Raw genomic sequence first — 21,350 nt, forward strand, 5'->3', positions numbered from 1 at the left:
CAATGGTCGATTCGAACGGCAACAATCTCGTCTTTCTGCTCTGCACGCCGAGAAGCGGAAGCTCCTTGGCGACGGTGATGCTGCAAAATCACGGCAAAATGTTCGCTACGCAGGAAATGTGGTTTCTGATGAGCCTCCGCGACTTGCAGGCGCCGCAGCGCCGGGCGTACGGCGGCACGGGCATCATCAGCCAATTCTACAACGGCGTGCTGCCGCAGGCCGCGTTCGAGGACGCGTGCCGGGCCTTCGCGCTGGAGGCGTACAACGGCTTGCTGCAGAGCAGCGAGGGAGCGGAGCTGGTCATCGACAAGTCGCCCCGGTATTACTATATGCTGGAATTTCTGGACGCGCTGTTCCCGCAGTCGAAGCGGATCTGGCTGATCCGCAATCCGTTCGCGGTGCTCGCGTCGAACAAGAAGGTGGGCCGGCAGCGCGGCGACGCGTTCGATTTCGCGGAGGCGCTGCGGCAGCCGGCGATGGAGATGAAGACCGTCGATCTGACCGTCGGGCTCTTCCGCTACTATGATTATTTCGCCAAGGACCATCCGTACGCGCACCGGCTGCACTACGAACGGTTGGTGACCGATCCGCGCGGGCAGCTGGCGGAAACCTGCCGCTTCCTCGGCCTGGAGTACGAAGAGGGCATGGAACGGTACGGCGATCGCATGCACACGGCCAAGTCCGAGCTGTACTTCAGCATGGGCGTCGGCGACCCGTTCGTCGCGGATCACCAGGCGCCGAACCGGGATTCCGTGGACCTCTGGAAAGAGGTGCTGGACAAGCGCGAAATCGAGCTGTACGGCCGCGCCCTCGGCGCCCGCCTCTTCCGCGAGCTCGGCTATGCGGAGGAGCTCGCGGAAGCGGAGAAGCTGACCGGCGCCCGGTTCGGGGACGAACCGGACGCGGAGCTGCTGGCGCTGCGAACGCGCCAGCTGACGGAAGCGACGGGCTGCGTCTGGACGCCGGGCTACGCGCTGAAGGCCGAGCCGCTTGCGGGCGGCCCGGCGGCGGCGCGGACGGGGCAGCCGGCCGCGAAGGAAGCGGACGCGAGCCGGGCGGAGACGGTCCGGCTGCAGATGCGGGTGCGGGCCCTCGAGCAGCGGCTGCAGCTCGGCGCGATGGAGCAGCGGCGGCTTAAGGCGCAGCTGGACGCGACGAGCCGCAAGATCAACCGGCTCAAGTCGCTCATTCCGTTCGGCAACCGGCTTTCGTCCTTGGCGTCCGCTTATCTGGGCGGCGGAGGCAAGAAATGAGCGCGATCGCCGGGCTGCTGCGGTTGGACGGCGGGACGGCCGGCCGCGAGGAAGGCGCCGCGATGATGGCGGCCATGGAGCGGTACGACGCCGACGACGTCCGGACGTGGACGGACGGCCCCGTCTTCCTCGGCTGCCGCGCCAAGTGGATCACGCCGGAATCCATGCATGAGCGGCTGCCCTTCCACGACCCGGCGAACGGGCTCGCGATCGTCTCCGACGCGATGCTCGACAACCGCCGGGAGCTGTTCGGCCTGCTGGACGTGCCGCAAGGCCTGCGCGCCGGCATGCCGGACGGCGAGCTGATCCTGCTCGCTTACCGGAAGTGGGGCCGGTCCGCGCCGGAGTACCTGATCGGCGACTTCGCCTTCGTCCTCTGGGACGAGACGAACCGGCTGCTCTTCGGCGCGCGGGACCTGCTCGGCCATCGCTGCCTCTACTACAGCCAAAGCGGCGGGCGGTTCGCCTTCGCGACGGCGATGGCGCCGCTGCTCGCGGTGCCGGGGGCGGCGAAGGCGCTGAACGAAGCCTGGCTCGCGGAGTTCATGGCGATCCCGGAAATGTACGAATCCACGGACGTCGGCGCCACGCCGTACCGGAACGTGCACCAAGTGCCGCCGGCGCACGCCGTCGTCGTCGCGGACGGCCGGGTGTCGCTCTTCGGCTACGGCTCGCTCGAGCCGAAGGAGATGCTCCGGCTGAAGTCGGACGGCGAGTACGAGGAAGCGTTCCGGGACGTGTTCCGGGAAGCGGTGAAGTCCCGGCTCCGGACGCATCGCCAAGTGGCGGCGACGCTGAGCGGCGGCCTCGATTCCGGCGCCGTCGCGAGCTTCGCGGCCCGCGCGCTGCGGGACGAAGGCAAGACGCTGCATACGTACAGCTACGTGCCGGCGGGCGACTTCGAAGATTGGACGCCCGCGAGCGCGACGGCGGACGAGAGCCGGTACATGAAGGCCACCGCGCGCCACGTCGGGAACATCTCGGACCGGTACCTGGATTTCGACGGCATCAGTCCGATGGCCCAGGTCGACGAATGGCTCGACATCCTGGAGACGCCGTACAAGTTCTTCGAGAACTCGTTCTGGCTGAAGGGGGTGCACGAGCAGGCGGCCGGGCAGGGCGCGGGCGTGCTGCTGACCGGAGCGAGAGGCAACTTCACGGTATCGTGGGGCCCCGCGGTCTACGTCTACGCCCGGCTGCTCCGGGAGATGAAGTGGGTGCGGCTGATGCGGGAATTCCAGCTCTACCGCGCCAACAAAGGCATCGGCGGATCGCGGCTGCTGTCCTTCATCTGCCGCGAGGCGTTCCCGGCGCTCGGCAAGCGCGGCGGCGGGGAAGCCGGTCCCGGCATTCCGGAGCTGCTGATCCATCCCGACTTCGCCGAGCGGACCGGCGTGTTCGGCAAGCTGCGGGACAACCGGATCGGCCCGAACGGCACGCTGATCGACGATCCGGTGGAAGTCCGGAAGGAGAAGCTGAAGAGCCTGCCCGTCGGCAACAAGAACGGCGCCTCGGCGACGAAGCTGTCCCTGCGCTACGGCGTGTGGGAGCGGGACCCGACCAGCGATCCCCGGGTCGTCAAGTTCTGCTTCTCGGTGCCGGTCGAGCAGTACGCGAAGGGCGGCTTGGACCGCGCGCTCATCCGCCGGGCGACGAAGCATTACTTGCCCGACGAGGTGCGGCTGAATCAGCGGGTGCGGGGCATCCAGGGCGCGGATTGGGTCCATCGGATCCTGCCGGCCTGGGCGCCGCTCGAGCGGGAGCTGCGGCAGCTGTGCGCGGATCCCGTTGCGGAAGCGTACCTGCACACCGGGCGGATCCGCGAGACGCTTGCCGCCCTCGGCGGCGCGCCGCGCCCGGAGCACGCGTTCCGGCCGGAGCTGCGGATGCTGATGCGCAGCCTCATCATCTACCGGTTCCTGAAGCGGTTCGCGTGACCCATACTACATGAAGGGAGGTGAAACGAATGGCAAAGAAGGAATGGACGATCCCGACGCTGGAATCCCTCGAAGTTAGCGAGACGATGTACGGCAAAGGCAACACGACGATCGACTACGTAACGACGGACGACATGGACATCTACAACCCGAGCTAGTACCCGCATCATACTTAAGAATGTCGACGAATGTCCTTATATAATCCGCTACCGGGTTATATAAGGACATCTTCTTCATTCGGGCGAAAAGGAGCTGAACGGCATGATATCGGCATTGCGGCAAACGGCTTACGCGTACGCGGCGTTCGGCTTGCGCTTCGCGAGCGAGATTCCGCTTCCCGAGCTTTCCGCGCCCGCTTACGGCGGCGAAGGAGAGCAGGCGGACGTCACGATCGCGTACGGCGCCGTCGACCGGCTGGAAGACGAGCTGGACGAAGCCGGCAGCAATTTCTCGCGCATCGGCAACCGGTTTCTCTTTCTGATTCCGGAGACGGCGTTCTACAGCATCGAGGACGGAACCCGCATCACGGTATCCCCGCTTCCCGGCGCGGATCCCGAGAAGGTGCGCGTTTATCTGCTCGGCACGTGCATGGGCGCGCTGCTGCTGCTGCGCGGCGTGCTGCCGCTGCACGGAAGCGCGGTCGAAATCGACGGCAAAGCGTACGCGTTCGTCGGCGATTCCGGCGCGGGCAAATCGACGCTCGCGGCGGTGTTCGGCGACGAGGGGTACCGGCTCGTGAGCGACGACGTCATCGCGGTGACGCCGGACGGAGCGGGCGGGAGGCCCGTCGTGGCGCCGGCTTATCCGCAGCAGAAGCTGTGGCGCCAGAGCCTCGAGCAGCTCGGCATGAACGCCGAACGGGAGCGCTTGAAGCCGATCTACCGGGAAACGACGAAATTCGCCGTCCCGGCGTCCGCGCGGTTCTGCGAGACGCCGCTGCCGCTTGGCGGGGTGTTCGAGCTGCTGCCGGCGCAAGTCGGCGCGATCGCGATCCGGCCGCTGCCGAATCTCGAACGGCTGCGCGTCCTGCTGCTCCATACGTACCGCAACCGGCTCATACACCGGCTGGGGCTGGCGCAATGGCATTTCAAGACGGCGGCGGACATCGCCAATCATACGGACTTGCATCAGCTGAGCAGGCCGGTCGAAGGGTTCACGGCCCGGCGGCTTGCGACGGCGATCTTACACACGATACGAGAAGGAGAGCGACGGCAATGACGCATTTATCCCTGGTAGAACAAACGGTGGTTCAGTCGGCGGGCAGCGTGGTCAGCGACATGAGCGGCGAGAAGGTGATGTTCAGCATTAATTCCGGGAAGTACTACAACCTCGGCGCGGTCGGCGGACGGGTATGGGAGCTGATGGCTTCGCCGATTCCGGTCAAGCGGCTCGTGGACGAGCTCGTGGCGGAATACGACATCGACCGCTCGGCCTGCGAGGAGCAGGTGACGGCGTTTCTGAAAAACCTGCACGGGGAAGCGCTCATCGAGGTGCGGAAAGGTGAAGGGTAAGCTGGCGAAGTTCTGGTCGCTGCCGCTCGGGAAGAAGCGGCTGATGGCGGAAGCGCTGCTCTACCTGGGGCTTGCGCGCGTCCTGAAGGCCTTGCCCTTCGCAAGGATCGCGCCCTCCCTGGGGCGCCGCATGCAGGAGACGCCGCTCGCGCACGAGCCGGCCGACGAAGCGGCGATCCGGCGCGTGGCGCAGGTCATTCAGACGATGAGCCGCCATACGTTCTGGGAAAGCCAATGCCTGGTGCGGGCGATCGCCGCCAAGAAGATGCTGGAGCGGCGGAGCATCGCGAGCACGTTGTATTTGGGAACGGCGCGGGACGCCGAAGGGAAGATGATCGCGCACGCCTGGCTGCGCAGCGGACCCTTCTACGTGACCGGCGCCGAGGAAATGGGACAGTTCACGGCCGTGGCCTCGTTCGGAACGGCTAAACGCGCGGAGAGGATGGAAGGTGCCTGATATGGAACACGATTGTACGCTGGATTTAAGCGCTTTTCCGGAGGAACTGCACATCATGCTGGCTTTCATGCGGTCGGATGCCGAAGCGCGGGAGCGGCGATCGGACGGGCCACCGGTGCCGCACATCGATTGGAATCAATTCCTGGCGCTTGTCCGGCATCACCGGGTCTACCCCCAGCTGTACGCCCGGCTGAAGGCCAGCCAATTGATTCCGGCCGATGTGCTGCAAGCCCTTCATGGCGATTTCATGCGCAATGCGTTTCAAATGCTGCGGCTGAGCGGAGAGATGGAGCGCGTCTGCGCCGAGCTGCGGGAACGCGGCATCCGGCCGATCGTGCTGAAAGGACCGGTGCTCGCGAAGGAGCTGTACGGCGACCTCTCGCTGCGCACGTCCAAGGACCTCGACGTCCTCGTGCCGATGGCGGACGTCGAAGCCGCCGAAGAGCGGCTGCTCGGGCTCGGCTACCGGAGCGACGGCGGCGCCCCGCGCGTCTTCAACTGGAAGTGGAAGGTGCATCACATCTCCTTCACGCATCCGGAGACGCGCGTCCAGGTGGAGCTGCATTGGCGGCTCAATTCCGACATGGGCAAGGAGCCGCCGTTCGAGGAGCTGTGGCGCCGGAGCCGCCGCAGCCCGCTCTCGAAGCGGGACGTGCATCTGCTCGGCGGCGAGGACCTGTTCATGTACCTCGTCTCGCACGGCGCGCGCCACGGCTGGTTCCGGCTGCGCTGGCTGGCCGACATCGACCGGCTCGCGCGCCTCGGCCTCGATTGGGGCATGCTCGCCGCGATGATGCGGCGCTACGGCTGCCTGCAGCTTGGCGGCCAGGCGCTGACGCTCGCGGCCGCGATGTTCGGCACGCCGGTTCCGCCGGAGGCGGCGCCGATGCTCGCGGGCGGCCACCGGCGCGAGTTGGCGGAGCGGTCGCTCTATTTTATACAGGACATGGTCTCGTTCGCGCCGGCCGACAAGGAGCTGGACCGCGTGTACAAGCGATATTTGTTCGCCTTGAAGACGAGGCGGCAGAAGTCGGCGTATCTAATCAGCCAGCTGTATCCGAGCTTTCGGGACACCGAGGCGCTGCCGCTGCCGAAGCCGCTGCACTTCCTGTATTTCCCGCTGCGGCCTTTCGTCTGGCTGTGGCGTCAGGTGAAGCAGGGGGCATGAGCCGACCCGCATCCCAATATTCCCTTATATTGCAAATTTCGGCATGACCCCCATAAAATAGCGGGAATCGTCGAATCGTATAAGGGAACGCAGCGATAAAGCGCTAAAGCGCGCTGCCGCGGCGATGATCGAGTTATCGAACGACAACGGCGTCCGGGAATGCGGGCGCGCCGCGTACGAGCATGATGAAGGACAACCATACAGAAGCACGGACAGGCCTTCGCCGCGGTTTTGGCCTCGCGGTCGCGCAGCGGCGAAGGGCCGGAAGCACCGGAGGACATCATGAGCGCAATTGCCGGAATTTTCAATTATGACGGCGGACCGGTCACGGAAGAAGACGGCGGCCGGCTGATGGAGGCGCTGCGGCGCTATCCGGCCGACGACGACCGCGTCTGGCGGTCCGGCCCCGTCTTTCTCGGCTGCCGCGTCCAATGGATCACGCCGGAATCGGTCGGCGAATCGCTGCCCTACTACGACAACGGCGGGCAAGTGGCCGTCGCCGCGGACGCGATTCTCGACAACCGGGACGAGCTGTTCGGCCTGCTCGGCATCGAGCCCGGGCGCAGGGGCCGCATGGGCGACGCCGAGCTGATCGCGGCGGCCTATCTGAAGTGGGGCAAGGAAGCGCCGCGCCGGCTGATCGGCGATTATGCCTTCGTCCTGTGGGACGAGCGGAAGCGCATGTTGTTCGGCGCCCGCGATTTGCTGGGCAGCCGCACGCTCTATTACCGCCGGGACGCGGGGCGCTTCGCGTTCTGCACGGCCGTGCATCCCTTGCTGGAACTGCCCGGCGCGCGCAAGGACGTCAACGAATCGTGGCTCGCGGAGTTTCTCGCGATTCCGGTCATTCTCGACGCCGTCGACGTGCGCGGCACGGTCTACCGGTCGGTCGGGCAGCTGCCGCCGGCGCATTGGCTGGCGGTCGAGGACGGGCGGCTGACGGTGGAGCAGTACGACGCGCTCGACGCGCCGCGGGAGCCGCTCCGGCTGCGGACGGACGGCGATTACGAGGAGGCGTTCCGCGACGTGTTTCGCGAGGCGGTCTCGTCGAAGCTGCGCACGTTCCGGAAGGTCGGCGCGAGCTTGAGCGGCGGCTTGGATTCCGGCGCGGTCGTCGGCTTCGCCGCCGGGCCGCTGCGGGAAGCGGGCAAGACGCTGCAGGCGTACAGCTACCTGCCGGCGCCGGATTTCGCGGACTGGACGCCGAGAAGGCTCGCGGCCGACGAGAGCCCGTACATTCGCTCGACGGTCGGGCACGTGGGCAATATGGCGTACAGCGGCCTCGACTTCGCGGGCCGGGACTCTTACGGCGAGATCGACGATCTGATCGGACTGCTGGAGGGACCTTACAAGTTCTTCGAGAATTCGTTCTGGATCAAAGGCATTCTGGAACGGGCGCAGGCCGACGGCGTCGGCGTGCTGCTGACGGGAGCGCGGGGCAACTATTCCGTCTCTTGGGGTCCGGCCATGGATTATTACGCCCGGCTGCTGCGCGGGCTGCGCTGGATCCGGCTGTACCGCGAGCTCAAGCAGTACGGGCGGCGCGTCAACGTCGGCCGTTCGCGGCTGCTGCCGGCGATCGGGGAGCAGGCGTTTCCGTTCGCGGCTGGCATCGCGAACCGCCGGCGGGCGGCCGCCCCGGAGCCGCGGCTCATCCATCCGGGCTTGGCCGCCAGAACGGGCGTCTACGCCCGGCTGGCCGGCCACGACGTCGGCCTCGAGGGCGCCGACTTCGACGAGTTCGCGGCGCGGGCCTACCAATTCGGAGGTCTGGCGTATTCCAATCACCAGGGCACGTCCGTCACCAAGTTCTCGTTGCGCTACGGCGTCTGGGAGCGTGACCCCACGGCCGACCCGCGCGTCATCCGGTTCTGCCTGTCGGTGCCGGACGAGCAATATGTCCGCCACGGGATGGACCGCGCGCTCATCCGCCGGGCGACGGCTTCGTACCTGCCGGACGACGTGCGGCTGAACCAGCGCGTGCGCGGCGTGCAGGGCGCGGATTGGCTGCACCGGATGCGGCCGGCCTGGCCGCGCTTCGTCGACGAGCTGCGGCTGCTCTGCCGCGACTCCGCCGCCGCCGACTATTTGAACGTGGCGCAGGTCAAGGCGTCGCTCGAACGGATCGGAACGGAGCCCCGGCCGGAGTACGCGTACGACCCGGATGCGCGGCTGCTGATGCGGGCGCTGATCGCTTGGCGGTTTTTGAAGAGTTTGGCTTGAGGCCGGCGCGCTTTGAAGGGAGGTGAAGCAGAATGGAACGGAAAGCTTGGCAGGAACTGACGCTGGAGATTTTGGACGTCAGCGCGACGATGGGCGGACCGAACGGCGTCTTCCCGGACAAGAACGGCAAAGGCGGCAACAACGGTCATGCGCACGAGAACGAATCCTAAACGGAAGCGGTACGCGTTCAACCTTAGGCCCTTATGCGCGGTAGGCGTATAAGGGCCTTTCATCATAGATCGGGACATGACAACGAAGAAAAGGTGAGGAAGATGAATGTTGCGGCACAGCGCATGAGATATCGGGCGTTCGGGCTCGCGATCGCGAGCGGGATCGACCTCCCGGAGCTGCTTGCGGACGCGGATCCGGCCGGCGAGGCGGACGTCGTTATTCGCAGGGAGGATTTGACGGCCCGTTGGCGCGAGCGGGCGGAGGCCGACGATTACTATGCTTTCGGCGACGGCGAATTCATGCTGCGCATCGAAGGAACGGGCATCTACCGGGTACGGGACGGCCGGGAAATTACCGTCTCGCCGGAGGAGGGCGCCACGGAAACGGCCATTCGCCTGTATCTGCTCGGCACCTGCATGGGCGCGCTGCTGTTTCAGCGCCAGCTGCTGCCGCTCCACGGCAGCGCCGTCGTGATCGGCGGCCGGGCGTACGCGTTCGTCGGCGATTCCGGCGCGGGGAAGTCGACCTTGGCCGCCGCCCTGCTGCAGCGCGGCTATCCGCTGCTGACCGACGACGTCGTGGCCGTCACGCTGACCCGCGACCGCGTCCCGTACGTCATTCCCGCCTATCCGCAGCAGAAGCTGTGGCAGGAAAGCATCGACCGGCTCGGCATGCAGGACGGCCGTTACGTGCCGCTGTACGCGACGAAGTTCGCGATTCCGGTCGCGCAGCGGTTTTGCAGCGACCCCGTCCCGCTCGCCGGCGTGTTCGAGCTCGTGAAGACGGACGGCGACCGCGCGGAGCTGCGCCGCCTTCGCGGGCTGGAGCGGCTGCCGACCGTCCGCTATCATACGTACCGTCAATTTTTGATTTCCCGGCTCGGCCTGGACCACCGGCATTTCTCGACGTCCGTCTCGGTCGTCGACCGCATCGCGATGTACCAGCTCCGCCGGCCCGAGAGCGGCTTCAGCGCGGACGAGCTGGTCGCGCTCGTGCTGGAGGCGGCCGGCGAAGGCGCGGGAATCTCGCACGGATAAGGAGGGAGAGCAGACCATGAGGCATTTGCTTCATTATATCGACAAGCTTCGCCGGTACGCCGGCTACAAGCTCTACGTGAATCTGATCGGCATGACGCTGATCAGTTTCCTGGAGGGCATCGGCATCTTCATGCTCGTCCCCGCGCTCGGGCTGATCGGGATATTCTCGCTGAATACGAGCGGCATTCCGTTCGTGTCCGGGCTCGTGGAGCCGCTGAAGGCGATCCCGGAGAAGACGCGGCTCGCGGTGCTGCTGGGCGGGTTTATCGTACTCATCACGGGGCAGGCGCTCATGCAGCGCAAGCAGTCGAACCTGAACCTGGAAATCCAGCACGGCTTCATCCGCTACCTGCGCGAGGACCTGTACCGGGGCTTGCTGCAGGCCGGGTGGCCGTTCTACCTGAAGAACCGCCGTTCCGACTTCACGCACGTCATGACGAACGAGCTGCTGCGCGTCAGCATGAGCACTTACCTGGCGCTGCGCCTGACGACGACGCTGCTGTTCACCGCCGTGCAGATCGGCTTCGCGCTGTGGCTGTCGGCCAAGCTGACGGCGATGGTGCTGGTCTGCGGCATCGCGGTCGCGGTCTATTCCAGCAAGTTCATCAAGCGCTCGAAGTCGATCGGGGACGAAACGACAGAGCTGGCGCAGCAGTACATCGGCGGCATGACCGACCATTTCAACGGCATGAAGGACATCAAGAGCAATATGACGGAAGCGCAGCATATGTCGTGGTTCCGCGCGCTGTGCGGCCGGATGAAGCATAACCTCGTGCATTTCGGCCGCACGCAGTCGGCCTCGCAGTTCGTCTACAAGGTCGCGTCCGTCGTGCTGATCTCGCTGTTCGTGTTCCTGTCGCTCGAAGCGTTCAAGGTGCCGGCCGAAAGCCTCGTGCTGATCATCGTCATCTTCTCCCGGCTGTGGCCGAAATTCTCGGCGCTGCAGGCCAATTGGGAACAAATCGCGCAGTCGCTGCCGGCCTTCAAGAGCCTGGCGGACTTGGAGCGGGAATGCTTGCTCGCGAAGGAGCTGGCGGATGTGGACGCCGCGCAGGACGCCAAGCCGCTGCGCATGAACGAGGGCATTGAATGCCGCGGCATTCATTATAAGTACGAGAGCGGCGGCGCGGGTTACGCCCTCGAGGACGTCAGCCTGGCGATCCCGGTGAACAGCATGACGGCGATCGTCGGCAAGTCCGGGGCGGGCAAGAGCACCTTGATCGATCTGCTGATCGGGCTCATCAAGCCGCAGGAAGGCGAAGTGCTCGTGGACGGGAAACGGCTGGGGCAGGAGGACGGCTTCTCGCTGCGGCGTTCCGTCAGCTACGTCTCGCAGGATCCGTTCCTGTTCCACGCGAGCATCCGGGAAAACCTGCTGATCGCGGCGCCGGACGCCAGCGAAGCGCAAATGTGGGAAGCCTTGGAATTCTCGGCGTCGGACGAATTCGTGCGGGCGCTGCCGCAGGGGCTCGATACGGTGCTCGGGGACCGCGGGGTGCGGCTGTCGGGCGGGGAGAGGCAGCGGATCGTGCTGGCGCGGGCGATTCTGCGCAAGCCGGCGATGCTGATTCTGGACGAGGCGACCAGCGCCTTGGACAGCGAGAACGAAGCGAAGATCCAGCATGCGCTGGACCGGCTGAAGGGCAAAACGACGATCATCGTCATCGCCCACCGGCTGTCCACGATCCGCAATGCGGACCAGGTGCTCGTGCTCGACAAAGGACGCGTCATCCAGCGGGGCGGCTACCAGCAGCTGTCCGCGGACGCCAGAGGCGCGTTCGGCAAATTGCTGGAATTTCAAGCCGGGGCGAACGCATAGCCCCGGCTTTTTTTGGCGTGTTCTTCTTCATGGCCGGCGTCCACGCCCGGCTGGGCGTTTCCGCGCTTAACCGTTCGCGAGGACGTTCCGTTCCTCCAAATACCCGAGCAGCAGCCGCACCGCTTCCTCCACCGGCGTCCGTTCCGTATCGATGACGAGCTCCGGGCTGCCAGGCACGTCGTATTTGGCGTCGATGCCCGTGAAGTTGCGGATCTGCCCGCTGCGCGCCTTCTTGTACAAACCTTTCGGATCCCGCTTCTCGCACTCCTCGAGCGAGCATTTCACGTAGACCTCGGCGAACTCGCCCGGCGCGAACAGCTCCCGGACCATCCGGCGGTCCTGCTCGTCCGGCGAGATGAACGCCGACAGCACGACGAGACCGGCATCCGCGAACAGCTTCGACACTTCCCCGATCCGACGCAGATTCTCCTTGCGGTCTTCCTCCGAGAAGCCGAGGTCGCGGTTAAGCCCGTGCCGGATGTTGTCGCCGTCGAGCACGTACGAGCCGATGCCCCGGTCGTGCAGCGCCTTCTCGAGCGTCAGCGCGAGCGTCGACTTGCCGGCGCCGGACAAGCCGGTGAACCACAGCGCGAGACTGCCGTGGCCGTTTCTTCGGTTGCGGTCCTGCCGCGTCACCATGGATTGCTGCCAGGTAATGTTGCTGCTCTTCTGTTCCATGCTGTCATCTCCTCCGTATGCGGTTAGCCGCTCGTACTTATTCTAGCACAGCCCGGGACCGAAGTTGCCGCCGACCGCGAGAATGAGGCTTCCGGACCGGGTCCGGATAGCGCTTCGGAGCCGCCGTCCGGAAAATTTCGGGACCCGGCGTCTTTTTTCCGTTTTTGTATTCCTCGCGCCGGCTATGTCTGCTAAAATATACGGGCAACAAGACTATTCTCGCACATCGCTACTGGGGGGCTTCCGGCTTGTCGTCCGCACCGCTGCTTACCTTTCTTTCGCCGCCGCTGCCGTATTTCATCGAGTCCAATCGCGGAACGTATTCGAAAGGCGGCGAGCATCCGAATCGCCGGAACATCGGCGTGTTTGACCTGCTCTTCGTTCACAGCGGCACGCTGCACATCGGCGAGGAGTCCGATACCTGGGAAATCGGCCCCGGCCAAATGCTTATTCTGCGGCCGGACCTGTGGCATTACCCGACCAAGCCCTGCACGGAAGAGACGGTGTTCGACTGGGTCCACTTCCAGACGGCCGGGCCGTGGGAGGAGCACGAAGGAAATAGCTGCGGCTCCCTTCGCGGCGACTACTACTCCTACGCCATCCGGCTGCCGAAGACGATGACGGTCTCGTATCCGGAGGAAGCGATCTCGCTCTTCGGCAAGCTGCACGACGCGGCGCTCGGCACCTCGCATGCCGCGTTCTGGCAGCGCCAGCAGTGGTTCCTGCACCTGCTGCAGCTGTTCGACGAAGGCTGGCGGAGCGACGCGGCGAAGGCGCCGATCTCCGTCGCCGAGGAAGCGGCCGCCTACTTGAAAATGAATTTCCGCACGACCGTGACGAACAGCAAGCTCGGCGAGGTCATGGGGCTGCACCCCAACTACATCGCGCGCTGCATGGGCGAGGTGTTCGACTGCACGCCGCAGCAGTATTTGCTCGCGTACCGGATGGATCAAGCGAAGCTCATGCTGATGAAGACGAACTGGCCGATCTCGCGGATCGCCGACGAGACCGGCTTCAAGCAGACGCCGCATTTCTCCCGCTCGTTCGCGGAGCATGTCGGCATCACGCCGCTCTCGTACCGGAAGCGGTTCACCGGAACGTCGCTGTCCCGGCCGAACCGGCCGGACGAGGAAGACGAATAGGCCGGGCGGTCCGCACGCGGACGCCGGCGGCGAAAGAAGCACGGACGCCTCGTCCGTGCTTCTTTGCGCTGTCTGCCGGAAGATTGCCCGGCGGCTGCGGATCGACCGGCAGCGCGGCCGCGGCGCTGTCGACCCGCCGAAGGCAGCACGCCTGAGGCGGTTCGTCCGGCGGGATGTCCGCCCGGCGCCTGCCTTCCGGGGCAGCGTGCTTGAGACGGCGAGCCCGGCCGCCGGGCGAACAGCGGCCGGTCCGCGTTCACGGCGCGTCCAGCCAGCGGAACCACCGGCCGTGGGCGTCCGTCTCGGCGGCCGCGAGCCGCTGCGCGCGGCCGCCTGCATGGCGGTCCAGACGGAGCAGCGCGTCGCCCATATTATTATAAAGATGATAGACGGCGCGCTGCTCGGCGATGGCCTCGAGCCGTGCCAGGAAGGCCTGCTTCCCTTCCGGCGAGAACTGATTGGCGACGTGCGTGTGGAAGACGACCAGCGCCGCGTCCCCCGGCATCTCCGCGGCCGCTTCGCCGAGCAGCGCGATCGCGTCGCCCTCGACGAGAAGCGGCGGCTGCGCCTTCAGGCTGGCGGCGGCCTTCGCGAGGTTCGTCCGCCGTTCGCGGTGCTCCGGCCAGACGAGGGCCTGCAGCCACCGGTAATCGTCCTCCCGGCGCAGGTCGCTCACGCGCAGGTCGATCCCGACGCGGGCGGCCACGGGCGGGCTGCGGCGATCGAGGAACGGCATCGTCCCGCCGCGAGGCTCCGACTTCAGCGCAAGGGCGGGGAACGGGCTGCCGAAGATTTCGCCCGTGCCGTAATCGTACGCGTAGCGGTCCCACAGCAGATTAAGTCCCGCGCTCGCGCCGGCCTCGATCAAGGCGAGCGGCTTGCCGGCGTCGCGGTGGATCAGGCAGAAGGCGGGATACAGGAAGGCGCAGCGGTTCACCTCGTTCGTCTGGACGCGCCGTGTCCCGATGAGCCGCGCGAGCTCGCCTCGCCTCGCGCGGCAGTAAGCCTTGAACGGCCGGACGGCGAGCTCGGGGTCGCCGGGGTTCGGCGTCAAGCTCGGATAGAAGTACCGGAGCGGATGCTCGTCGCCCCGGAGGAGCAGGTCGTGGACGGCCCCGAACAGCATGTTCGGGGGCAACTGGCCGGGCTGTGCCTTGGACGCGAGCCCGAGCAGCTCCGGATCCTCCGCGACGGCCAGCGAGAGCCGTTCGTAGAGCGGGCTGGAGCCGCGGAAGCAACGTTCGGCGAAATGGCGGAACAGGTCCGGCAGCGGCTGTGGCAGCGGCATAGGGGAGAAGCCTCCTTGTCAGAGCGGATGGTATACGTAGTATATACGCCGATAGCGATAAACGGAATTTTAACTATTTTATCTTTCATATAAAATAAGTTGATCGCGTGTCGCGGCATCGGCGATATAAGCACACGCAAAAAAGATCTCCCCCTCCGTTAACGGAGGGGAGATCTTTTGCGTTCATTCGACAACGGGCGACATTCGCGGCCGAGATTCGGCGCATCGTCCTTCAACCGGCGTCACGGCCCGAAGTCGAAACGCCGCCTGCGTATCCTGCCCCGGCTTCCAACCCCGGTTCTCTAGACCGCCAGCCCGCCGGGCTTACAGCGCCAGCGTCAAAATTTCCTTCACGTCCTTCTCGTTCAGCTTCTTGAAGCTGCCGATCGGGCCGAACAGGACCGCTTCCCGCGCCATGACGTCCAAGTGCTCTTCGCCGATGTCGTAGAAGGACAGCGTCGCCGGCGCGCCGATCCGGGTGAAGAACGCGCGCGTCGCGTTGATGCCGGCGAGCGCCATGTCTTCGTCGGACTTGCCGCCGCGTTCGATGCCCCAGACGCGCTCCGCGTACTGCACGAACCGGTCGATCCGCGATTCGTACACGTAGCGCATCCAGTTCGGGAACACGATCGACAGGCCCGCGCCGTGCGGAATGTCGTAGATCGCGCTGATCTCGTGCTCGATGCCGTGGGACGCCCAGTCGTTGGCCATGCCGACGCTGATCAGGCCGCCGTTCAGCGCCATCGTGCCGCACAGCATCAGATTGGCGCGCGCCGCGTAATCGTCCGGCTTCTCGAGCGCCTTCTCCGCGTTCTCGATGACCGTGAGCAGAATCGATTCGCACAGCCGTTCCTGCAGCGGCACGTCCGTCGTCAGCGAGAAGTACTGCTCGAACACGTGCGACATGATGTCGACGACGCCGTTCACCGTCTGGTCGCGCGGCACGGAGAACGTCAGCGTTGGGTCAAGAACGGAGAAGCGTGGGTAAGTATGTATGCTGCCGAACGAACGCTTCTGCTTCGTCTCCCAGTTCGATATGACGGCGTTGCCGTTCATTTCCGAGCCGGTGGCCGACAGCGTCAGGACGGAGCCCATCGGCAGCGCGTCCGCGATCTTCGCCTTGTGCATGAAGAAATCCCAGACGTCGCCGTCGTAGCGCGCGCCCGCCGCGATCGCCTTGGCGGCGTCCAGCACGCTGCCTCCGCCGACGGCGAGCACGAAGTCGACGCCTTCCGCGCGGCACAGCTCGATCCCGCGGCGGACGGACGTCAGCCGCGGATTCGGCTCGATGCCGGACAATTCGACGACCTTGGCGCCGACGGAACGGAGCTGGTCCGCGACTTCGTCATACAGGCCGGTTCTTTTTATGCTTCCGGATCCATATACAAGTAAAACCGTCTTTCCGAAAGGCGCGACCAGGCCGCCGAGCTGCGACACGGTCCCTTTGCCGAATACGATTTTCGTCGGGTTGTGAAAAGCGAAATTTTGCATGCTGCACCTCCAAAATGGTTTCGAACCTCTTTATCTTAGCGATACCAAAAACGCGAAGTCAAGCCGGCCCGCGGGGGAGCGCGCGATCGCCGCGTGGAGCGGAGCGAGGGGAAGAAAGAAGCTTGACGAGATTGCCGCGTCCCTTTTATAATAGTTCATATACGAACAGTTCTTTGTCGAACTATGTAAACTCGGTGTCGAACGGACGAAGGAGAGAGTGCGATTGGACTATTCCGATCCGAAAGTGAAACAAGCCGCCGACGTGCTGCAATCGTTCATGGCCGTGACGCGGGCGGCCTCCGAGTTTACCCGCCGCAACGCGGAGAGCCTCGGGCTTACCCTGCAGGGCATGGCCGTCGTCAACACGCTGCACCGCGACCCGGGCCTGACGCTGAAGGAGCTGACCGAACGGCTGCACGCCTCGAAGAGCACGCTCAGCGTCAGCGTCGAAGGGCTGGTGCAGGCGGGCATCGCGGAACGGACGCAGGCGGAGGGCAACCGCCGGGAGATTAACGTGAAGCTGACGCCGAAAGGCGAGGAGCTCGCGGGCCGGTCGATCCGGCAGGCGTATTCGTACCGGGCGATGGCGGCCGCGCTGGAAGCGATGGACGAGGGGCAGATCGGCGCGCTGCTGGACGGGCACAGGCGCATATTGGACGCGCTCGAGGCGTACGAAATCGACATGGAACGCGTCTAAAGACCCGGGTTCCCAAGCTACAAGAATTTTCTGAAAATAAGTGCCAAGACCGGGCGGGGCGTGTATAATGGAACCATGGTCGCGTTGCGTTAGCATTTTTGACAAAACCTTTACAAAGAAGCTACATATGGGAGGTGGATGGCACTTTATGGCGAACGCGGCAACGATCGGAATCTCTTTGCGCGATTTGTTTCTCTTCAATAACGGCGATCTCTATCACAGCTACCGCACATTCGGTGCGCATCCCATCCGTCTGGCCGACGAGCAGGGCGTGCGCTTCGCCGTATGGGCGCCGAACGCCCGCAGCGTGCGGGTCGTGGGCGACTTCAACGGCTGGGACGGCAAGCGCCACGTCATGGAGCCGATCGGCGATACGGGCGTTTGGAGCCTCTTCGTTCCCGATTTGAGTACGGGCACGGTCTATAAGTACGAAATACATACGCAGGACGGGGCAAAGCGGCTGAAATCCGATCCGTACGCGTTCCAGGCCGAGGTGCGGCCGAACACCGCGTCCGTCGTGGCCGACTTGTCCGATTACGCGTGGAAGGACGCCGCCTGGCAGAAGCGCAAGCAGGAGGTCAGCCCCTACCACGAAGCGATGCTCGTGTACGAGGTTCATCTGTCCTCCTGGCGCAGCTGGGGCAAGGAGCTCTTCTGGACGTACGAGGAAATCGCGGACGAACTCGTCGATTACGTCGCCGGCATGGGCTACACGCATATCGAGCTCCTCCCGGTCACCGAGCATCCGCTCGACATGTCCTGGGGCTACCAGGTCATCGGCTATTACGCCGCCACGAGCCGGTTCGGCACGCCGCAGCAGCTCATGTACCTGATCGACCGGTGCCATCAGAAGGGCATCGGCGTCCTCTTGGATTGGGTCCCCGGCCATTTCTGCAAGGACGACCACGGGCTTCGCCTGTTCGACGGCACGCCGATCTACGAAGGCGCGGACGCGAAGCGGGCCGAGAAGCCGCTGTGGGGCACGCTGGCCTTCGACTTCGGCCGGACGGAGGTCCAAAGCTTCCTGATCTCGAACGCCGTCTTCTGGATGGACGTCTACCATATCGACGGCCTTCGCGTGGACGCCGTCGCCAGCATGATCGACCTTCACTTCGACAAACCCCCCGAAATGTTCACGTTCAACGCCTTCGGCGGAAACGAGAACATCGACGCCATCCGCTTCCTGAAGCGGCTGAACGAAACGGTGTTTCGCTATTATCCCGACGCGCTCATGATCGCGGAGGATTCCTCTTCCTGGCCGGCCGTCACGTCCCCGACGTACATGGGCGGACTCGGCTTCAATTTCAAGTGGAACATGGGCTGGATGAACGACATGCTCCGTTATATGGCGCTCGATCCGCGCGAGCGGATGCGCCACCACAATTTGATTACCTTCTCGCTGCTTTACGCCTTCTCGGAAAATTACGTGCTGCCGCTCTCCCACGACGAAGTCGTGCACGGCAAAAAATCGCTGCTCAACAAAATGTCGGGCCCGTACGACCAGCGCTTCGCGCAGCTGCGCCTGTTCTACGGGTATTGGATGACGCATCCCGGCAAGAAGCTGCTCTTCATGGGCGGCGAATACGGCCAATTCGACGAATGGAAATACGACGAGCCGCTCGATTGGAAGCTGCTGCTGTACCCGAAGCACGCGGCCATGCACGCTTACGTCAAGGCGCTGAACAGGGCCTACGGCGAAGAGCCTTCGCTGTGGGAACGGGACTGCGATCCCGGCGGCTTCGAGTGGATCGACGTCCACAACGCCGCCCAGAGCGTCATCGTCTTCATGCGGCGCGGGCACGCGGCGAACGACTTCTCGGTCGTCGTCTGCAACTTCTCGTCGAACCACTACCCCGAATTCCGCGTCGGCGTTCCGGAGCCCGGCCGTTACCGGGTGGCTTTGCACAGTGAGGCGGCAGCTTTCGGCGGTGCCTTGGCGCATGCGCCGGAAGTCCTATACAGCACCAAGACATCCTGGCATGGAAGGCCCTGCAGCCTGCTGCTCGATCTTCCGCCGCTTTCGTTTCAACTGTTCGTGTTTGCCCCAGGGGAACATGGCCGCAGCGAACGCTTTTCCGCTTTGCATGGAAGGACGTAAGGCACAATTTGCGCTGCAGCGGGCCGCTGACAGCCGAGAAGGAGAAGGTGTCCATGGGCAGAAAAAGAATGATCGCCATGCTGCTAGCCGGAGGCGAAGGCAAGCGCCTCGGCGTGCTGACGAAAGACCTGGCCAAACCCGCGGTTCACTTCGGCGGGAAGTACCGCATCATCGATTTCACGTTAAGCAACTGCGCGCATTCGGGCATCGACACGATCGGGGTGCTGACCCAGTACCAGCCGCTCGTGCTCAACACGTACCTGGGCATCGGTAGTCCGTGGGGCTTGGACCGGAGAGACGGCGGCATGGCGATTCTCCCGCCGTACGTCAAGTCGAAGGGCGGCATGTGGTATAAAGGCACCGCGAACGCCATTTACCAGAACATGGGCTTCATCGACCGCTACGAACCGGATTACGTGCTCGTCATTTCCGGCGATCACATCTATAAAATGGATTACGATCTCATGCTGCGGGAGCACGAGGAGAAGGGCGCCGACGTCACGATCGCCTGCATCGAGGTCGCCTGGAAGGAAGCGAGCCGCTTCGGCATCATGCACGTGGACGACGACGGCGCGATCGTCAATTTCGAAGAGAAGCCGAAGGTGCCGACGAGCAATCTGGCGTCCATGGGCGTCTATATTTTCTCGTGGCCGGTGCTGCAGCAGTATTTGATCCGCGACGAAGCGAACAAGCATTCCGGCAACGATTTCGGCAAGGACATCATTCCGGCCATGCTGCATGACGGCGTCCGCCTGCAATCTTATACGTTTGACGGCTACTGGAAGGACGTCGGCACGCTCGAGAGCCTGTGGGAAGCGAACATGGATCTGCTGTCCGAGCAGCCGGCCCTCGACCTGCACGACCGCGATTGGCGGATCTATTCCGTCAATCCGAACCGTCCCGCGCACTACGCGGCGGCGACGGCGGAGATCGCCGACTCCCTCGTGACCGAAGGCTGCTTCGTCGAAGGGCTCGTCCGGCGCTCCGTGCTGTTCCACGGCGTGGAGTGCGGCGCCGGCAGCGAAATCCGCGAATCCGTCGTCATGCCGAACGCCAAGATCGGCAAAGGCGCCCGCATTTATAGATCCATCATCGGGGAAGGGGCGATCATCGCGGACGGGGCCGTTATCGGAAGTCCGGACGGCGAGACCGTCACCGTCATCGCGAGCGACGAGCTCGTCGCCGCCAATCCTACGCTGCAGGGGGTAGAGCACACATGAACTCCGCGATTTTGGGCGTCATCAACCTCATTCACGAATCGGACGAGATGGAAACGCTGACCGCGAGCCGTTGCCTGGCCACGGTGCCGTTCGGGGCGCGCTTCCGGCTGATCGACTTCACGCTGTCGAGCATGGTCAATTCCGGCATCAACAAGGTCGGCGTCTTCGCGCAGACGAAATACCGTTCCCTGATGGACCATCTCGGCTCCGGCAAGCATTGGGACCTCCACCATCGCCAGAGCGGGCTGTTCATCATGCCGCCGGTGACGGACGACGTCAACGAGGTGCGCCGGGGCGATCTCTACCACTTCTACCAGCACCGCGATTTCTTCGCGCGCAGCACGCACGAATACGTGCTCGTCACGCGCAGCCACATGATCTGCAATCTCGATTTCGAAGGAGTGCTGGCCTCGCATAAGGCGAGCGGCGCCGACATTACCGTCATCTGCAAGGAGCAGACGGAGCTGTTCGGCGGCCGGGCCCGCAAGGTGCAGGTCGACGAGCGGGGGCGCGTCACGGCGATGCAGGATCATTTCGGCCGCATGGAGAGCGACCTCGTCTCGATGGAGATGTACCTGATGCGCAAGGAGCTGCTGCTGGAGCTGGTCGACACGTCGCTGGCCCAAGGCCAGGACCATCTGGTCCGCCACGCGATCATGTCGCGCGTCGACAAGCTGCACATCCAGTGCTACGCGTTCGAAGGCTATCTCGGCGTCGTGAACACGCTGAACAGCTATTACCAGAACAGCATGCAGCTGCTGCGGCCGGAAGTGTGGAAGAGCCTGTTCTACGAGCCGGGCCCGGTCTTCACGAAGGTCAAGGACGAACCGCCGGCGCGCTACGCGGAAGGGGCGAAGACGATCAATTCGCTCGTCGCGAACGGCTGCATCATCGAGGGCACGGTCATCAACAGCATTTTGTTCCGGGGCGTGCACGTCCGCAAAGGCGCGGTCGTGCGCAACAGCATCGTCATGCAGAACGGCGTCATCGGCGAGAGCAGCTCCGTCAACCACGCGATCTTGGACAAAGACGTGACGGTCGAGCGCAGCCGCGAGCTGTACGGGGCGGAAGCGTCGCCGTTCATCGCGATGAAACGGAGAGTCATCTGATTCGACTCCGCAATAAACGGCCGCGCCGGAGAAGCCGCGGCCGCATTCGAG

Annotated in this window: 19 protein-coding genes; 16 read left to right on the forward strand and 3 right to left on the reverse strand. The window is 64.6% G+C overall.

Translation table 11 applies throughout. The annotated features are described in order from the left end of the window. Positions 1-2: 2 nt before the first annotated feature. The 11 genes from I8J29_RS12025 (at position 3) to I8J29_RS12075 (ending at position 11,576) form a co-directional block, all read left to right on the forward strand. Positions 3-1,253 carry a sulfotransferase family protein gene (locus I8J29_RS12025; RefSeq protein WP_208847852.1) on the forward strand — a complete coding sequence of 417 codons (1,251 nt, stop codon included), beginning with the start codon at positions 3-5 and terminating at the stop codon, positions 1,251-1,253. Beyond that, entirely contained in the window at positions 1,250-3,190 is a 1,941-nt protein-coding gene (locus I8J29_RS12030) for an asparagine synthase-related protein (protein WP_208847853.1), read from the forward strand. Before I8J29_RS12025 ends, I8J29_RS12030 begins: the two co-directional genes overlap by 4 nt. A gap of 29 nt (positions 3,191-3,219) precedes the next feature. Beyond that, positions 3,220-3,348: a paeninodin family lasso peptide gene (locus I8J29_RS12035; protein ID WP_143088857.1), complete on the forward strand. Its 129-nt coding sequence runs from the start codon at positions 3,220-3,222 to the stop codon at positions 3,346-3,348. Between the two features lie 103 nt (positions 3,349-3,451). After that, a complete protein-coding gene (locus tag I8J29_RS12040; RefSeq protein ID WP_208847854.1) occupies positions 3,452-4,408 on the forward strand; it encodes a phosphoenolpyruvate carboxykinase (ATP) in 957 nt (318 codons plus the stop codon). Beyond that, entirely contained in the window at positions 4,405-4,701 is a 297-nt protein-coding gene (locus I8J29_RS12045; protein WP_090635676.1) for a lasso peptide biosynthesis PqqD family chaperone, read from the forward strand. The genes I8J29_RS12040 and I8J29_RS12045 overlap by 4 nt, the downstream gene beginning before the upstream one ends. A gap of 43 nt (positions 4,702-4,744) precedes the next feature. Beyond that, on the forward strand, positions 4,745-5,158 hold the full coding sequence (locus I8J29_RS12050; RefSeq protein ID WP_208847928.1) for a lasso peptide biosynthesis B2 protein: 414 nt from the start codon (positions 4,745-4,747) through the stop codon (positions 5,156-5,158). A 55-nt stretch (positions 5,159-5,213) separates the two neighbouring features. Further along, positions 5,214-6,326 carry a nucleotidyltransferase domain-containing protein gene (locus tag I8J29_RS12055; protein ID WP_208847855.1) on the forward strand — a complete coding sequence of 371 codons (1,113 nt, stop codon included), beginning with the start codon at positions 5,214-5,216 and terminating at the stop codon, positions 6,324-6,326. 282 nt (positions 6,327-6,608) lie between these two features. Further along, complete coding sequence (locus I8J29_RS12060; protein ID WP_208847856.1) at positions 6,609-8,549, forward strand: asparagine synthase-related protein; 1,941 nt, start codon at positions 6,609-6,611, stop codon at positions 8,547-8,549. A 32-nt stretch (positions 8,550-8,581) separates the two neighbouring features. Beyond that, positions 8,582-8,719, forward strand: coding sequence for a paeninodin family lasso peptide (locus I8J29_RS12065; protein WP_208847857.1), 138 nt, complete (start codon positions 8,582-8,584; stop codon positions 8,717-8,719). A 102-nt stretch (positions 8,720-8,821) separates the two neighbouring features. Next, positions 8,822-9,757: a phosphoenolpyruvate carboxykinase (ATP) gene (locus tag I8J29_RS12070; RefSeq protein ID WP_208847858.1), complete on the forward strand. Its 936-nt coding sequence runs from the start codon at positions 8,822-8,824 to the stop codon at positions 9,755-9,757. A 16-nt stretch (positions 9,758-9,773) separates the two neighbouring features. Further along, a complete protein-coding gene (locus I8J29_RS12075) occupies positions 9,774-11,576 on the forward strand; it encodes an ABC transporter ATP-binding protein (RefSeq protein ID WP_208847859.1) in 1,803 nt (600 codons plus the stop codon). A 66-nt stretch (positions 11,577-11,642) separates the two neighbouring features. On the opposite strand, the gene cysC is transcribed toward I8J29_RS12075, so the two are convergent. Then, complete coding sequence (gene cysC / locus I8J29_RS12080; protein ID WP_208847860.1) at positions 11,643-12,254, reverse strand: adenylyl-sulfate kinase; 612 nt, start codon at positions 12,252-12,254, stop codon at positions 11,643-11,645. Positions 12,255-12,502: 248 nt separating this feature from the next. Here cysC and I8J29_RS12085 point away from each other — a divergent pair, with 248 nt between their 5' ends. After that, a complete protein-coding gene (locus I8J29_RS12085; protein WP_090635685.1) occupies positions 12,503-13,396 on the forward strand; it encodes a helix-turn-helix transcriptional regulator in 894 nt (297 codons plus the stop codon). A gap of 256 nt (positions 13,397-13,652) precedes the next feature. Here the strand turns inward: I8J29_RS12085 and I8J29_RS12090 are convergent, their stop codons facing one another. After that, positions 13,653-14,684 (reverse strand): DUF2332 domain-containing protein, encoded by a 1,032-nt coding sequence (locus I8J29_RS12090; protein ID WP_208847861.1) that lies wholly within the window; start codon positions 14,682-14,684, stop codon positions 13,653-13,655. Positions 14,685-15,008: 324 nt separating this feature from the next. Next, on the reverse strand, positions 15,009-16,175 hold the full coding sequence (locus I8J29_RS12095) for an iron-containing alcohol dehydrogenase (protein WP_208847862.1): 1,167 nt from the start codon (positions 16,173-16,175) through the stop codon (positions 15,009-15,011). A 223-nt stretch (positions 16,176-16,398) separates the two neighbouring features. On the opposite strand from I8J29_RS12095, the gene I8J29_RS12100 reads away from it, so the two are divergent. The 4 genes from I8J29_RS12100 to glgD all read left to right on the forward strand — a co-directional run bounded on the left by I8J29_RS12100 (position 16,399) and on the right by glgD (position 21,299). Continuing rightward, complete coding sequence (locus I8J29_RS12100; RefSeq protein ID WP_208847863.1) at positions 16,399-16,872, forward strand: MarR family winged helix-turn-helix transcriptional regulator; 474 nt, start codon at positions 16,399-16,401, stop codon at positions 16,870-16,872. A gap of 148 nt (positions 16,873-17,020) precedes the next feature. Beyond that, the gene (gene glgB, locus I8J29_RS12105) at positions 17,021-18,970 is read left to right on the forward strand and encodes a 1,4-alpha-glucan branching protein GlgB (RefSeq protein ID WP_208847864.1); all 1,950 of its coding nucleotides are present in this window, start codon (positions 17,021-17,023) and stop codon (positions 18,968-18,970) included. Between the two features lie 53 nt (positions 18,971-19,023). Continuing rightward, positions 19,024-20,190 carry a glucose-1-phosphate adenylyltransferase gene (locus I8J29_RS12110; RefSeq protein ID WP_208847865.1) on the forward strand — a complete coding sequence of 389 codons (1,167 nt, stop codon included), beginning with the start codon at positions 19,024-19,026 and terminating at the stop codon, positions 20,188-20,190. After that, positions 20,187-21,299 (forward strand): glucose-1-phosphate adenylyltransferase subunit GlgD, encoded by a 1,113-nt coding sequence (gene glgD / locus I8J29_RS12115; protein WP_208847866.1) that lies wholly within the window; start codon positions 20,187-20,189, stop codon positions 21,297-21,299. The genes I8J29_RS12110 and glgD overlap by 4 nt, the downstream gene beginning before the upstream one ends. The last annotated feature ends 51 nt before the right edge of the window (positions 21,300-21,350 follow it).

Origin of the sequence: Paenibacillus artemisiicola, assembly GCF_017652985.1 — a bacterium.
In the GTDB taxonomy this organism is placed as follows: domain Bacteria; phylum Bacillota; class Bacilli; order Paenibacillales; family Paenibacillaceae; genus Paenibacillus_Z; species Paenibacillus_Z artemisiicola.

Coding starts and splice junctions, on each gene's coding strand:
- I8J29_RS12050 (WP_208847928.1), top strand. CDS start 4,745: ATGGCGGAAGCGCTGCTCTACCTGGGGCTTGCGCGCGTCCTGAAGGCC.
- I8J29_RS12075 (WP_208847859.1), top strand. CDS start 9,774: ATGAGGCATTTGCTTCATTATATCGACAAGCTTCGCCGGTACGCCGGC.
- I8J29_RS12040 (WP_208847854.1), top strand. CDS start 3,452: ATGATATCGGCATTGCGGCAAACGGCTTACGCGTACGCGGCGTTCGGC.
- I8J29_RS12090 (WP_208847861.1), bottom strand. CDS start 14,684: ATGCCGCTGCCACAGCCGCTGCCGGACCTGTTCCGCCATTTCGCCGAA.
- I8J29_RS12070 (WP_208847858.1), top strand. CDS start 8,822: ATGAATGTTGCGGCACAGCGCATGAGATATCGGGCGTTCGGGCTCGCG.
- I8J29_RS12030 (WP_208847853.1), top strand. CDS start 1,250: ATGAGCGCGATCGCCGGGCTGCTGCGGTTGGACGGCGGGACGGCCGGC.
- I8J29_RS12025 (WP_208847852.1), top strand. CDS start 3: ATGGTCGATTCGAACGGCAACAATCTCGTCTTTCTGCTCTGCACGCCG.
- glgB (WP_208847864.1), top strand. CDS start 17,021: ATGGCGAACGCGGCAACGATCGGAATCTCTTTGCGCGATTTGTTTCTC.
- I8J29_RS12045 (WP_090635676.1), top strand. CDS start 4,405: ATGACGCATTTATCCCTGGTAGAACAAACGGTGGTTCAGTCGGCGGGC.
- cysC (WP_208847860.1), bottom strand. CDS start 12,254: ATGGAACAGAAGAGCAGCAACATTACCTGGCAGCAATCCATGGTGACG.
- I8J29_RS12060 (WP_208847856.1), top strand. CDS start 6,609: ATGAGCGCAATTGCCGGAATTTTCAATTATGACGGCGGACCGGTCACG.
- I8J29_RS12095 (WP_208847862.1), bottom strand. CDS start 16,175: ATGCAAAATTTCGCTTTTCACAACCCGACGAAAATCGTATTCGGCAAA.
- glgD (WP_208847866.1), top strand. CDS start 20,187: ATGAACTCCGCGATTTTGGGCGTCATCAACCTCATTCACGAATCGGAC.
- I8J29_RS12110 (WP_208847865.1), top strand. CDS start 19,024: ATGGGCAGAAAAAGAATGATCGCCATGCTGCTAGCCGGAGGCGAAGGC.
- I8J29_RS12035 (WP_143088857.1), top strand. CDS start 3,220: ATGGCAAAGAAGGAATGGACGATCCCGACGCTGGAATCCCTCGAAGTT.
- I8J29_RS12055 (WP_208847855.1), top strand. CDS start 5,214: ATGCTGGCTTTCATGCGGTCGGATGCCGAAGCGCGGGAGCGGCGATCG.
- I8J29_RS12065 (WP_208847857.1), top strand. CDS start 8,582: ATGGAACGGAAAGCTTGGCAGGAACTGACGCTGGAGATTTTGGACGTC.